This window comes from Enterobacter cloacae complex sp. HYC042_NIDB (assembly GCF_056673315.1).
On record NZ_CP109650.1, the window covers coordinates 849,594 to 863,033 of the forward strand.

General features: G+C 57.8%; 13 protein-coding genes. 9 read left to right on the forward strand and 4 right to left on the reverse strand.

The genetic code is table 11. The features are described from left to right. Positions 1-82 precede the first annotated feature (82 nt). From OKF39_RS04095 to OKF39_RS04105, 3 genes are all read left to right on the forward strand, one after another. Positions 83-244, forward strand: a complete 162-nt coding sequence (locus OKF39_RS04095) for a DUF1328 domain-containing protein (protein WP_003856556.1) — start codon at positions 83-85, stop codon at positions 242-244. Between the two features lie 120 nt (positions 245-364). Then, a complete protein-coding gene (locus tag OKF39_RS04100; RefSeq protein WP_032644971.1) occupies positions 365-1,417 on the forward strand; it encodes a patatin-like phospholipase family protein in 1,053 nt (350 codons plus the stop codon). Further along, positions 1,414-2,196, forward strand: coding sequence for a TatD family hydrolase (locus tag OKF39_RS04105; protein WP_248110349.1), 783 nt, complete (start codon positions 1,414-1,416; stop codon positions 2,194-2,196). The genes OKF39_RS04100 and OKF39_RS04105 overlap by 4 nt, the downstream gene beginning before the upstream one ends. Here OKF39_RS04105 and OKF39_RS04110 read toward each other — a convergent pair. Beyond that, positions 2,191-3,051, reverse strand: a complete 861-nt coding sequence (locus tag OKF39_RS04110; protein ID WP_045631117.1) for a YjjW family glycine radical enzyme activase — start codon at positions 3,049-3,051, stop codon at positions 2,191-2,193. The genes OKF39_RS04105 and OKF39_RS04110 overlap by 6 nt on opposite strands. Further along, positions 3,026-4,561: a YjjI family glycine radical enzyme gene (locus OKF39_RS04115; RefSeq protein WP_479983509.1), complete on the reverse strand. Its 1,536-nt coding sequence runs from the start codon at positions 4,559-4,561 to the stop codon at positions 3,026-3,028. The genes OKF39_RS04110 and OKF39_RS04115 overlap by 26 nt, the downstream gene beginning before the upstream one ends. Positions 4,562-4,823: 262 nt before the next feature. Here OKF39_RS04115 and deoC point away from each other — a divergent pair, with 262 nt between their 5' ends. From deoC to deoD, 4 genes are all read left to right on the forward strand, one after another. Continuing rightward, positions 4,824-5,603: a deoxyribose-phosphate aldolase gene (gene deoC / locus OKF39_RS04120; RefSeq protein WP_032644972.1), complete on the forward strand. Its 780-nt coding sequence runs from the start codon at positions 4,824-4,826 to the stop codon at positions 5,601-5,603. A gap of 103 nt (positions 5,604-5,706) precedes the next feature. Beyond that, positions 5,707-7,029, forward strand: a complete 1,323-nt coding sequence (gene deoA, locus OKF39_RS04125) for a thymidine phosphorylase (RefSeq protein WP_041911290.1) — start codon at positions 5,707-5,709, stop codon at positions 7,027-7,029. A gap of 52 nt (positions 7,030-7,081) precedes the next feature. Next, the gene (gene deoB, locus OKF39_RS04130) at positions 7,082-8,305 is read left to right on the forward strand and encodes a phosphopentomutase (RefSeq protein WP_025912138.1); all 1,224 of its coding nucleotides are present in this window, start codon (positions 7,082-7,084) and stop codon (positions 8,303-8,305) included. 125 nt (positions 8,306-8,430) lie between these two features. Further along, on the forward strand, positions 8,431-9,150 hold the full coding sequence (deoD, locus tag OKF39_RS04135; RefSeq protein ID WP_003856538.1) for a purine-nucleoside phosphorylase: 720 nt from the start codon (positions 8,431-8,433) through the stop codon (positions 9,148-9,150). A gap of 85 nt (positions 9,151-9,235) precedes the next feature. Here deoD and lplA read toward each other — a convergent pair whose 3' ends face one another. Then, positions 9,236-10,252, reverse strand: coding sequence for a lipoate--protein ligase (gene lplA / locus OKF39_RS04140; RefSeq protein ID WP_028015442.1), 1,017 nt, complete (start codon positions 10,250-10,252; stop codon positions 9,236-9,238). A gap of 39 nt (positions 10,253-10,291) precedes the next feature. Beyond that, positions 10,292-10,936, reverse strand: a complete 645-nt coding sequence (locus tag OKF39_RS04145; RefSeq protein ID WP_028015443.1) for a YtjB family periplasmic protein — start codon at positions 10,934-10,936, stop codon at positions 10,292-10,294. Between the two features lie 117 nt (positions 10,937-11,053). On the opposite strand from OKF39_RS04145, the gene serB reads away from it, so the two are divergent. Beyond that, the gene (gene serB / locus OKF39_RS04150) at positions 11,054-12,022 is read left to right on the forward strand and encodes a phosphoserine phosphatase (RefSeq protein WP_028015444.1); all 969 of its coding nucleotides are present in this window, start codon (positions 11,054-11,056) and stop codon (positions 12,020-12,022) included. A gap of 11 nt (positions 12,023-12,033) precedes the next feature. Next, on the forward strand, positions 12,034-13,419 hold the full coding sequence (gene radA, locus OKF39_RS04155; RefSeq protein WP_003856523.1) for a DNA repair protein RadA: 1,386 nt from the start codon (positions 12,034-12,036) through the stop codon (positions 13,417-13,419). Positions 13,420-13,440: the final 21 nt, after the last annotated feature.

Genomic DNA, 13,440 nt, shown 5'->3' on the forward strand with positions numbered 1-13,440 from the left:
GAACGACTCTGGAAAAACGCCGGTGAGTGACCTGAGCGCTCACGTTTAGCGGCCGACATTAACTATGGTAAAGGAGAAGCTTATGTTTCGTTGGGGCATTATATTTCTGGTTATCGCGTTAATTGCCGCCGCATTGGGCTTTGGTGGTCTGGCAGGTACAGCGGCATGGGCAGCTAAAATTGTCTTCGTCGTCGGTATTATTCTGTTCCTGGTCAGCCTGTTTACGGGTCGTAGACGTCCGTAGCAAACGCAATATTCCTTCAACAAAATAAAGCCAGTCACTGCGACTGGCTTTTTCTTATTTGCGTTACAGGTCGGGTGCGTTACTGTGGAGTGATAAAATAATCAAAACAGGAAAGCAGAGGTGGGGCAACGAATTCCCGTTACGCTCGGCAATATTGCGCCGCTGACGTTAAAACCGTTTAGTGCGGGTCAACTCGCACTGGTCTGCGAGGGGGGAGGACAGCGCGGCATTTTTACCGCCGGCGTGCTGGATGAATTTATGCGCGCGCAGTTCAACCCGTTTGACCTCTACTTCGGCACGTCCGCCGGGGCGCAGAATCTCTCTGCCTATGTCTGTAACCAGCCCGGCTACGCGCGAAAAGTGATCATGCGCTTCACCACGGCGAAAGAATTTTTTAACCCGGTGCGCTTCGTGCGCGGCGGCAACCTGATCGATCTCGACTGGCTGCTGGAGTCGACCTCCAGCCAGATGCCGCTGGCCATGGATACCGCCGCCCGCCTGTTTGATAGCGGCAAAGAATTCTGGATGTGCGCCAGCCGGGGGGATGACTATTCGCCGGGCTATTTCTCACCGCAGAAGGAGAACTGGCTCGACATCATCCGCGCCTCCAGCGCTATTCCCGGTTTTTATCGTACCGGCGCGCTGCTGGATGGCATCAGCTATCTGGACGGCGGCATCAGCGACGCGGTGCCGGTGCAGGAAGCCGCGCGACGCGGGGCGAAAACTATCGTGGTGATCCGTACCGTTCCGTCGCAAATGTATTACACCCCCCAGTGGTTTAAGCGGATGGAGCGCTGGCTGGGCGACAGCAGCCTGCAGCCGCTGGTGAACATCGCGAAGCAGCATGAAACCACCTACGGCGCGATGCAGCGCTTTATTGAAAAACCCCCGGGCAAGCTGCGCATCTTTGAAATTTATCCGCCTAAGCCGCTGCTGAGCATGGCGTTGGGCAGCCGGCTGCCTGCGTTGCGTATGGATTACAAAACGGGGCGGCTGTGCGGGCGTTACTTCCTGGCGACCGTCGGGAAAATGCTGGCCGAGCAACCGCCTCTGCATCGCCATAAACGCATTATTACGCCACCTGCAATTGTCGCCAATGACGCCCTGACCATGCCGCTGGTGGACATTCCGCAGGCGAATGACGCTTTACTGGATAATGAGGATCTGGCGTGACGCACCGCTTTGTTGATACCCACTGCCACTTTGATTTCCCGCCGTTTACGGGGAATGAAGCGCAAAGCATTGCGAAAGCTGCCGAAGCCGGCGTGCAGGCCATCATTGTGCCGTCGGTTGAAGCCGCCTATTTTACCCGCGTGCTGGAGCTTTCCGCGCGATACTCCGCGCTTTATGCCGCGCTCGGCCTGCATCCGATTGTGATTGAGCGCCATCGTGATGAGCATCTTGAAGAGCTGGATCGGGTGCTGCAACGTGCGGGAGAGAAACTTGTCGCCATCGGCGAGATCGGCCTCGATCTCTATCGCGAAGATCCGCAGTTTGAACGCCAGCAGACGATCCTCGACGCGCAGCTTCGGCTGGCAAAACGTCACGATCTGCCGGTGATCCTCCACTCCCGACGCACTCATGACAAACTGGCGATGCACCTGAAGCGCATCGACCTGCCGCGACGAGGCGTAGTGCATGGTTTTTCCGGCAGCCTGCAGCAGGCGCAGCGTTTTATTGAACTGGGCTATAAAATTGGCGTCGGTGGCACCATCACCTATCCGCGCGCCAGTAAAACCCGTGACGTAATGGCGCAGCTGCCTCTCTCTGCGCTGTTACTGGAAACGGATGCCCCCGATATGCCGCTGAATGGTTTTCAGGGGCAGCCGAATCGCCCGGAACAGGCGGCGCGGGTGTTTAACGTGCTGTGCGAACTGCGTCAGGAACCTGAAGAGGTCATTGCCAGCGCGCTGCTCGAAAATACCCGTTCGGTTTTTGGCATCACGCTATAGATAAAGCGCCGGACGAATCACCGTTATCTTCTGTTTTTCCAGCGCCCGCGCCAGCGGTTCAATATCCTCCTGCGTGGCGCTGCGCCATGACGCCGCCTCGCCGTAAACTCCGTGTGCATGAAACGCGTTAATACGCACCGGAACGTTCCCCAGCCCGTGGATGAACGCGATCAACGGTTTGATATGTTCCAGATAATCACACTGTTCCGGGATGACCAGCAAGCGGAGCTCCGTCAAACGGTGACGGTCTGCCAGCCAGCGAATACTCTCCTTAATCTGCGGGTTTTCGCGTCCGGTCAGGAAGCGGTGATGTTCATTCCCCCACGCTTTGAGATCCAGCATTGCGCCATCCAGCACCGGCAGCAGTTTTTGCCAGCCGGTTTCGCTTAGCAGACCGTTGCTGTCTACCAGGCAGGTTAAATGATGTAGCTCAGGATCGGTTTTGATCGCGGTAAACAGGGCGATCAAAAACGGCAGCTGGGTTGTGGCTTCGCCGCCGCTCACGGTGATCCCTTCGATAAAGGGCGCGGATTTACGGACCTGAACGAGGATCTCGTCGACGCTCAGGCGGTGCGCCATAGGCGTGGCCTGCTGCTGGCACAGGCGCAGGCAGGTGTCGCACTGCTGGCAATGACTCTCCTGCCACCAGACGCGTCCGGCCTGAATGGTCAGCGCGTCGTGCGGGCAGTGGGGCACGCAGTCCCCGCAGTCATTGCAGCGCCCGATGGTCCACGGGTTGTGGCAGGTTTTGCAGCGCAGGTTACAGCCCTGCAGGAACAGCGCCAGGCGGCTGCCCGGCCCGTCCACGCAGGAGAAGGGGATGACCTGACTAACTAAAGCGCATCTGCTGTTCATGGCTTATCACGCGCGGCTGACGTTCCAGAATACGTGTATTGCGTGCGGCCTCTTCCCCCAGCCACGTGGTGTTCGTTCTTGAACCCGCTTCCCGGTATTTCTCCAGATCCGACAAGCGAACCATATAGCCGGTCACGCGTACCAGATCGTTACCGGCCACATTCGCGGTGAACTCACGCATACCGGCCCTGAACGCCCCCAGGCAAAGCTGAACCACCGCCTGCGGATTGCGTTTTACCGTCTCATCCAGCGTTAAAATATCGCTGATCCCGGAATGATAGTGTTTATGGTGCGGCGCTACGGCCAGCAGATGACTGACAGGATCCGGCTCGTCACCGTACGGCAGACGCGCCCCCGGCGTGGTGCCCGAATCGGAGCTGATGCCTGACTGGGCGTGCAGCATCGCGCGATGCTTCCAGCCGTGCTTCACCGGCGTATTTTCAACAAACGCCGCAAGCTGTTCGCTGATGCGATAACCCAGCGCGTTGGCCTGCTCGTCTTTCCCGTAACGCCCCGCCATGCCTGCTTTCTCACACAGTCCGTTCACCGCTTCGGCAAGACCGTACATGCCAAACATCGGCACAAACCGATCGGCATCAATCAGCCCCTCTTTCACCAGGAAGCTATTCTCAAAGAAGCCGGATTGCCCGTACAGAAAATCGCAGCGCGCATCGATGATGGCGATTTGCTGCTGGCAGTAGTGCGGTAGCGTGCGGGTGAAGAAGTCGTCAATGGATGTGCTGTGTTCGGCGATTGTCTTGAGGTTAAGGCGCACCAGGGTGCTGCCACCGCCCGCCAGCGGCAGAGAGTTGTAACAGCTCACCACGCCAAAACGGCCTTTTGTGAAAATTTTATCATTCACCGGGCCGTTTGAAATATGCGGTTTGCTGCATTCACAAATGTTTTTTGCCACCTCAAGCAGTAAATCGTCTGGGGTGATCTCAGGATCGTAGATAAAGGTCAGATTGGGCGCAACCTGCTTCAGTTCAGCATCTGCACGCAGAATGGCACGGGTGACAGGGCCGTCGGTGGGCCCGATGTTGGCGTGCATAAACGCATCGGGCAGCGTTCTGTCGAGATAGCGCCAGAAACGTTTTATTCGGCTATCGATTTCTTCTTGTGTTAGAATTCTAACATACGGATTCAGTAGCGCATCAAGCTGCCCCAGATAGACCGGCATTGATGTCACTGAAGGAACATGGTGATAGAGAATAGTTAACAGAGAGAGGGCGTCATCAAGATCTTTCGCGCCTTCCAGCTCCAGCCATTCCGAACCGTTAGCCAGGAATTTTTCATAATCCGGCAGCACGTAACGCGGTTTGTAGGGGGCATGACCTTCGTACATGTCGCAGATAAACCCCTCGTCCAGCGCGGCGCGTGCGGCCGGAGATAGCGTCGGGTAGGGCAGATAATTTTCCGCTTCCAGCGCCAGAAAATGACGTTTTTGCTCCGGGGTTAACACCGGGCTTGTCACAATGTGCTGGCAACGTTGTTGCAGGGCGTCGGGCATGTTCACTTCCTTGAATGTTCTGCGGATGATGAACGGATTGTAGGAAGCCAGCCTGCCGGCGCTTTTGATCCAACAAGGGGTATCGCTGCTTTAGTCAGCAATTTGCACGCTAAAGTTTGAAGAAGATCTCATTACAGTAATGCAAATTTGTACGCAGTTTTCATTAACTGTGATGAATGTCGAAGTGTGGATGCGGGTGAATGTTAGAATACTCACAGACCCGCAAGGTAAAATTTATACGGCACTGCCGTTGGAGAATGTTATGACCGATTTAACTGCAAGCAGCCTGCGCGCGTTGAAGCTGATGGACCTGACCACCCTGAACGATGACGACACCAATGAAAAAGTCATCGCCCTGTGCCATCAGGCAAAAACGCCAGTGGGTAACACCGCCGCCGTCTGTATCTACCCGCGCTTTATCCCGATTGCCCGCAAAACGCTGAAAGAGCAGGGCACGCCGGACGTGCGCATTGCAACCGTGACTAACTTCCCGCACGGCAATGACGACATTGAGATTGCGCTGGCGGAAACCCGCGCGGCAATTGCCTACGGCGCAGACGAAGTTGACGTGGTGTTCCCGTACCGCGCGCTGATTGCCGGCAACGAGCAGGTCGGTTTTGACCTGGTGAAAGCCTGTAAAGACGCGTGTGCGGCGGCAAACGTGCTGCTCAAAGTGATCATCGAAACCGGCGAGCTGAAAGAAGAGGCGCTGATTCGTAAGGCGTCAGAAATCTCCATCAAAGCTGGCGCAGATTTCATTAAAACCTCTACCGGTAAAGTGCCGGTCAATGCGACCCCGGAAAGCGCGCGCATCATGATGGAAGTTATCCGCGATATGGGCGTATCCAAAACCGTTGGCTTCAAGCCTGCGGGCGGCGTACGTACCGCGGAAGACGCGCAGCAGTTCCTGGCGATTGCCGACGAACTGTTTGGCGCTGAGTGGGCTGACTCCCGCCACTACCGCTTCGGCGCGTCCAGCCTGCTGGCAAGCCTGCTGAAGGCGCTGGGTCACGGCGACGGTAAGAGCGCAAGCAGCTACTGATTGCCAGACAATGCCGGATGGCGCTTCGCTTATCCGGCCTACAGGATCGCAGGGCGGGTAAGCGTACCCGCCGCCATTCACCCGATTCCGCATGGGGGTTACCGTGTTTCTCGCACAAGAAATTATTCGTAAAAAACGTGATGGTCTTGCTTTAAGCGACGAAGAAATTCGCTTCTTCATCAACGGCATTCGTGACAACACCGTCTCAGAAGGGCAGATTGCGGCTCTGGCGATGACCATTTTCTTCCACGATATGTCGATGCCTGAGCGCGTGTCGCTGACCATGGCGATGCGAGATTCAGGAACCGTTCTGGACTGGAAAAGCCTCAACCTCAACGGCCCGATTGTGGACAAACACTCCACCGGCGGCGTGGGTGATGTGACTTCGCTGATGCTTGGCCCAATGGTGGCAGCCTGTGGCGGTTACGTTCCCATGATCTCCGGGCGCGGCCTGGGCCACACCGGCGGCACGCTCGACAAACTGGAAGCCATTCCGGGCTTCGATATCTTCCCGGATGACAATCGCTTCCGCGATATTATTAAAGACGTTGGGGTGGCGATTATCGGCCAGACCAGCTCTCTTGCTCCGGCAGACAAGCGTTTTTACGCGACGCGTGATATTACCGCCACCGTAGACTCCATCCCGCTGATCACCGCCTCTATCCTCGCCAAAAAACTGGCGGAAGGGCTGGACGCGCTGGTGATGGACGTGAAGGTGGGCAGCGGCGCGTTTATGCCGACCTATGAACTCTCTGCTCAGCTTGCCGAAGCGATCGTTGGCGTCTCCAACGGCGCGGGCGTGCGCACCACCGCGCTGCTGACCGACATGAACCAGGTGCTGGCCTCCAGCGCCGGTAACGCGGTTGAAGTCCGCGAAGCCGTGCAGTTCCTCACAGGCGAATACCGTAACCCGCGCCTGTTCGATGTCACCATGGCGCTGTGCGTTGAGATGCTCATCTCCGGCAAGCTGGCCAAAGACGACGCGGAAGCCCGCGCGAAGCTTCAGGCGGTGCTGGACAACGGCAAAGCGGCGGAGATCTTTGGCCGCATGGTGGCGGCGCAAAAAGGCCCGACCGATTTCGTCGAAAACTACGCGAAATACCTGCCAACCGCGATGCTCAGCAAAGCTGTATATGCGGATGGCGAAGGTTTTGTCTCCGCCATGGACACCCGCGCGCTTGGCATGGCTGTTGTATCTATGGGCGGCGGTCGTCGTCAGGCATCGGACACCATTGATTACAGCGTCGGCTTTACCGACATGGCCCGTTTGGGCGACAGCGTCGACGGCCAACGTCCGCTGGCGGTGATCCACGCGAAAGACGAAGCCAGCTGGCAGGACGCGGCGAAAGCGGTGAAAGCGGCAATATCTCTTGACGATAAAGCACCGGAAACCACACCGACGGTCTATCGTCGTATCACTGAATAGCGGTATACTGATCTGATCGCATTTTATGAAGCACTAAGTACGGAGAACAATTATGAAACGTGCATTTATTATGGTGCTGGACTCATTCGGCATCGGCGCAACCGAAGATGCAGAACGTTTTGGTGACGTGGGTTCCGATACCATGGGTCACATCGCGGAAGCCTGTGCAAAAGGCGAAGCGGACAACGGTCGTAAAGGCCCTCTGACTCTACCTAATCTGACCCGCCTCGGGCTGGTAAAAGCGCATGAAGGCTCTACCGGTAAAATCGCAGCCGGTATGGACGGCAACGCGGAAGTGGTGGGCGCCTACGCCTGGGCGCACGAGCTCTCTTCCGGGAAAGATACCCCGTCCGGTCACTGGGAAATCGCCGGCGTGCCGGTGCTGTTCGACTGGGGCTACTTCTCCGATCACGAGAACAGCTTCCCGCAGGAGCTGCTCGATAAGCTGGTGAAGCGTGCCAACCTGCCGGGCTACCTCGGTAACTGCCACTCTTCCGGCACCGTGATTCTGGATCAGCTCGGCGAAGAGCACATGAAAACCGGCAAGCCGATTTTCTACACCTCTGCTGACTCCGTGTTCCAGATTGCCTGCCACGAAGAGACGTTTGGCCTGGATAAACTCTACGAGCTGTGCGAAATCGCCCGTGAAGAGCTGACCGAAGGCGGCTACAACATTGGCCGCGTTATCGCACGTCCGTTTATCGGCGACAAAGCGGGTAACTTCCAGCGTACCGGTAACCGTCACGACCTGGCCGTTGAGCCACCGGCGCCAACCGTGCTGCAGAAGCTGGTTGACGAGAAGGGCGGTCACGTGGTGTCCGTGGGCAAAATAGCGGATATCTACGCCAACTGCGGTATCACCAAAAAAGTGAAAGCGACCGGTCTGGATGCGCTGTTCGATGCCACTATCAAAGAGATGAAAGAAGCAGGCGATAAGACCATTGTCTTCACCAACTTCGTGGACTTCGACTCCTCCTGGGGCCACCGTCGCGATGTAGCCGGTTATGCTGCGGGCCTGGAGCTGTTTGACCGCCGTCTGCCGGAGCTGATGGAGCTGGTGGGGGAAGATGACATTCTGATCCTGACCGCAGACCACGGCTGTGACCCAACCTGGACCGGTACCGACCACACCCGTGAGCACATTCCGGTACTGGTGTACGGCCCGAAAGTGAAGCCGGGCTCGCTGGGTCACCGTGAAACCTTCGCGGACATTGGCCAGACCCTGGCGAAATACTTTGGTACGTCTGACATGGAATATGGCAAGGCCATGTTCTAAACGGATTGGGTGCGGCCTGATGCCCTCACCCCGGCCCTCTCCCACAGGGAGAGGGAGAACAGAATGTAGGCCGGGTAAGGCGTAGCCGCCACCCGGCAAAAACAACAATGTAAAAGGAACTGAAGATGGCAACTCCTCACATTAATGCAGAAATGGGTGATTTCGCTGACGTCGTATTGATGCCGGGCGACCCGCTGCGCGCGAAGCACATTGCAGAAACCTTCCTCGAAGACGTGCGTGAAGTGAACAACGTTCGCGGCATGCTGGGCTTCACCGGTACCTATAAAGGCCGCAAAATCTCCGTTATGGGCCACGGCATGGGTATCCCGTCCTGCTCCATCTACACCAAAGAGCTGATTACCGATTTCGGCGTGAAGAAAATCATCCGCGTAGGCTCCTGCGGTGCGGTGCGTATGGACGTTAAGCTGCGTGACGTGGTGATCGGCATGGGCGCGTGTACCGACTCTAAAGTTAACCGCATCCGCTTTAAGGATCATGACTTTGCGGCAATCGCTGACTTTGACATGGTGCGTAACGCGGTTGACGCGGCAAAAGCGCTGGGCGTTGACGCACGCGTGGGCAACCTGTTCTCTGCCGATCTGTTCTACTCGCCAGAAGGCGACATGTTTGACGTGATGGAAAAATACGGCATCCTGGGCGTGGAAATGGAAGCGGCGGGTATCTACGGCGTGGCGGCTGAGTTTGGTGCGAAAGCGCTGACCATCTGCACCGTGTCTGACCACATCCGTACCCACGAGCAGACCACCGCTGCCGAGCGTCAGACCACCTTCAATGACATGATCAAAATCGCGCTGGAATCCGTTCTGCTGGGCGATAAAGAGTAAGAGCTGTTGTGCCGGGTGGCGGCTTCGCCTGACCCGGCCTACGGTTTTCCAGGCCCGCTAAGCGCAGCGCCAGCGGGCTTTTTTACTAGCGTACTGCCTGCGCAATCCATGCCGATAAGTCCCGCAACTCTTGTTCCTGCTCCGGGAAATCCCCCATTAACGCGTCGCACTCCTGCTGCAGCATATCCGCCCGATACAAACAGCCCTGCAAGCGGGCCGCCAGCGCTTCCAGCGGTGCCGGGTTGAGGCTGTCCGTAAACACCTGCGTACGGGTAATGTGGCCTTTCTCCACGTCAAAGTGCAGCTCCACGCCGCCCCAGGTAAAACGTTCGTCCAGCAGGTGTGAAAACGCCGGGGCCTGGCCGAAGTTCCATTCCCAGCTGCTCTGGCGTGCAAAGGTTTCGGCGAAGTTAGGCAGATCCGGGGTCTTATCCGGCGAAATCACTTCCGCATCCACGCGCTCGCCGTAATGTTCAAAGAACGCTTCACGGATCGCGTCGCAAATCTGCTCGTGCGTAATCCCCGGCAGCAGCTCCACCAGATTCGCCACGCGTCCGCGCACAGAGGTAATGCCCTTAGCCTGGAGCTTTTTCTTATCAGGATTAAGGTAGTTCGCCAGACGGCTCAGGTCGGCGTTCAGCAGCAGGGTGCCGTGGTGGAACCCGCGATCCATCGTTTCGCGGTAGGCGGAGCCGGAGATCTTGCGGTCGCCCTCGGGCGTTTTGACCACGAGATCGTTCCGCCCCGAGGCTTCAGCCGTCACGCCGAGCGCATTGAGCGCGTTGAGCACAATAGACGTAGAGATAGTTTTGTCGTATTCCGGTTTTCCCGCCATAAAGGTAAAGCAGGTATTGCCCAGATCGTGAAACACCGCGCCGCCGCCGCTGCTCCTGCGTGCGAGACGGACGTTGTCCTCTTCCATACGCCGGGTGTTGCACTCTTTCCACGGGTTTTGCGCGCGGCCGATGACCACCGTATCGGCGTTACGCCAGAGAAACAAGACGCGCTGGGTGGCGGGCATCTGGCGGAAGATGCACTCTTCAACCGCGAGATTAAACCAGGGATCGTGAGAGTCAGAGATAAGCAGGCGTAACGTCGTCATGGCAGAGTTCCTTTTCCATATCTTTCGCCTACTTTATCACTATTCCTTCTTCTCGCTCTCTTCGTCTTCGGGAACCGACCTGCTGGCGGTCAGCAGGAACGGCGACTGCTGCCAGCGGGTACGCTTGCCCTGAAGCAACGTGCGCGCCAGCACGACGCCAATCGCCAGCGAGAGTAACAGCATCAGGCGCAGAATATTGGTGGTGTTATCCACCTGCTTAGCTTCTGTTGGCAGGGTGTGGGTATCCAGCGTCAGGCGCAGATACCCCAGCGGGCCATTTTTACCCTGAACGGGTTCGACAATCTGCTGGTTGAAATAGCCTCCGGCTTTTTTGCCGTCCAGCGCCAGCCTGTCGCGCACGTCGACGTGCTCACCGGCGCGGGCAATCAGGTCGCCTTTTTCATCGTACACGCCCGCATCCAGAATGCGGCTGTTTTCCGTGAGCTGACGCAAGACCTGGCCTATCCGCTTATCGTCCGGCGTTTCATTGCGCATCAGGGGCGCAACGTTGAGCGTCACCTGACGCGCCAGGGTACGGGCCAGCTCTTCAAACTGCGGGTTGCGCTGCCGCTGATGATTCTGGCTAAACCATGATGCCCCTTGCATCAATGCGACTAACAGTGCGAGACAGATCAGGACAATCACGGCGCGATGAAGCCGGAATTTCAGTTTTGCGCGAGCCATATTCCACCTGCTGAAAATTTAGGGCTTAATGTTGCCAGAAGTGATGGTTACAGGGTAGCCTCATGCGTTATTTTCCCTCTGGAACCTTCCGGCGCGAACAAAATTACAGGAGCTTTAATGCCGAACATTACCTGGTGTGACCTGCCAACGGATGTCTCTTTATGGCCAGGATTGCCGCTCTCGTTAAGTGGCGATGAGGTGATGCCTCTGGATTACCACGCTGGCCGTAGCGGCTGGCTCCTCTATGGACGCGGTCTGGATAAGCAACGCCTGACCCAGTATCAAACCAAACTGGGCGCGGCGATGGTCATTGTTGCCGCCTGGTGCGTGGAAGATTACCAGGTCATTCGCCTCGCGGGTTCCCTGACGCAGCGCGCCACGCGCCTGGCGCACGATGCCGGGCTGGACGTTGCCCCGCTCGGCAAGATCCCGCACCTGAAAACGCCGGGCCTGCTGGTGATGGACATGGACTCTACCGCCATTCAGATCGAATGTATTGACGAGATCGCTAAACTGGCAGGCAGCGGCGAGCTGGTGGCGGAAGTCACCGAGCGTGCGATGCGCGGCGAGCTGGACTTCACCGCCAGCCTGCGCCAGCGCGTGGCGACCCTGAAAGGGGCCGATGCTAACATCCTGCGCCAGGTGCGCGACGTGCTGCCGCTGATGCCGGGGCTGACGCAGCTGGTGCTGAAGCTCCAGTCCCTCGGCTGGAAAGTGGCGATCGCCTCCGGTGGCTTTACCTTCTTTGCGGATTATCTACGCGAGAAACTGCATCTGACCACGGTGGTCGCTAACGAGCTGGAAATCATGGACGGCAAGCTGACCGGCCAGGTGATCGGCGATATCGTGGATGCCCAGTACAAAGCCAATACCCTGACGCGCCTGGCGGAAAAGTATGAGATTCCGGTCGAGCAGACCGTCGGCATTGGCGACGGCGCGAACGATCTGCCAATGATCAAAGTGGCTGGCCTTGGCATTGCCTACCATGCCAAACCAAAAGTGAATGAAAAGACGGAAGTCACTATCCGTCACGCTGACCTGATGGGGGTGTTCTGCATTCTCTCCGGCAGCCTTAATCAGAAATAACGAGGTAAACCGTGGCGAAAGCTCCAAAACGCGCATTTGTCTGTAATGAATGTGGTGCGGATTATCCGCGCTGGCAGGGGCAATGCAGCGCCTGTCATGCCTGGAACACCATCACCGAAGTGCGTGGTGTGGCGGCTTCGCCGAGCGTGGCCCGCAATGAGCGCCTGAGCGGCTATGCGGGCAATGCAGGCGTGTCGAAGGTGCAAAAGCTTTCTGATATCAGCCTGGAAGCGCTGCCGCGCTTTTCCACCGGCTTCAAAGAGTTTGACCGCGTGCTCGGCGGCGGCGTGGTGCCGGGCAGCGCGATTCTGATCGGCGGTAACCCGGGGGCGGGGAAATCGACCCTGCTGCTGCAAACGCTCTGCAAGCTCGCCGAACAGATGAAAACCCTGTACGTGACGGGTGAAGAATCCCTCCAGCAGGTGGCGATGCGCGCTCACCGTCTCGGCCTGCCGACCGGTAACCTGAACATGCTGTCGGAAACCAGCATCGAGCAGATCTGCATGATCGCCGAAGAAGAGCAGCCGAAGCTGATGGTGATCGACTCCATCCAGGTAATGCACATGGCGGACATTCAGTCCTCGCCGGGCAGCGTGGCGCAGGTGCGTGAGACCGCCGCTTACCTGACGCGCTTTGCCAAAACGCGCGGCGTGGCGATTGTGATGGTCGGCCATGTGACCAAAGATGGCTCTCTGGCGGGTCCAAAGGTGCTCGAACACTGTATCGACTGCTCGGTGATGCTCGACGGCGACGCGGATTCCCGCTTCCGCACCCTGCGCAGCCACAAAAACCGCTTCGGCGCGGTGAATGAGCTGGGTGTGTTTGCTATGACCGAGCAGGGGCTGCGCGAGGTCAGCAACCCGTCGGCCATCTTCCTGAGCCGCGGCGATGAGATCACCTCCGGCAGTTCGGTAATGGTGCTGTGGGAAGGGACGCGCCCGCTGTTGGTTGAAATTCAGGCGCTGGTGGATCACTCGATGATGGGTAACCCGCGGCGCGTGGCGGTCGGTCTGGAGCAGAACCGCCTGGCGATCCTGCTGGCGGTGCTGCACCGTCACGGCGGCCTGCAGATGGCGGATCAGGATGTGTTCGTCAACGTGGTTGGCGGGGTGAAAGTCACTGAGACCAGCGCAGACCTGGCGCTGCTGCTGGCGATGGTCTCCAGCCTGCGCGACAGACCGCTACCGCAGGATCTGGTCGTCTTCGGTGAAGTGGGTCTGGCCGGGGAAATCCGTCCGGTGCCGAGCGGCCAGGAGCGTATCTCCGAGGCGGCAAAGCACGGCTTCCGTCGGGCGATCGTTCCCGCCGCCAACGTACCGAAAAAAATCCCGGAAGGGATGCAGGTCTTTGGCGTTAAGAAACTCGCAGATGCGTTAAATGTCTTTGACGACTTATAATTACGTATTCGATTTTGCAGG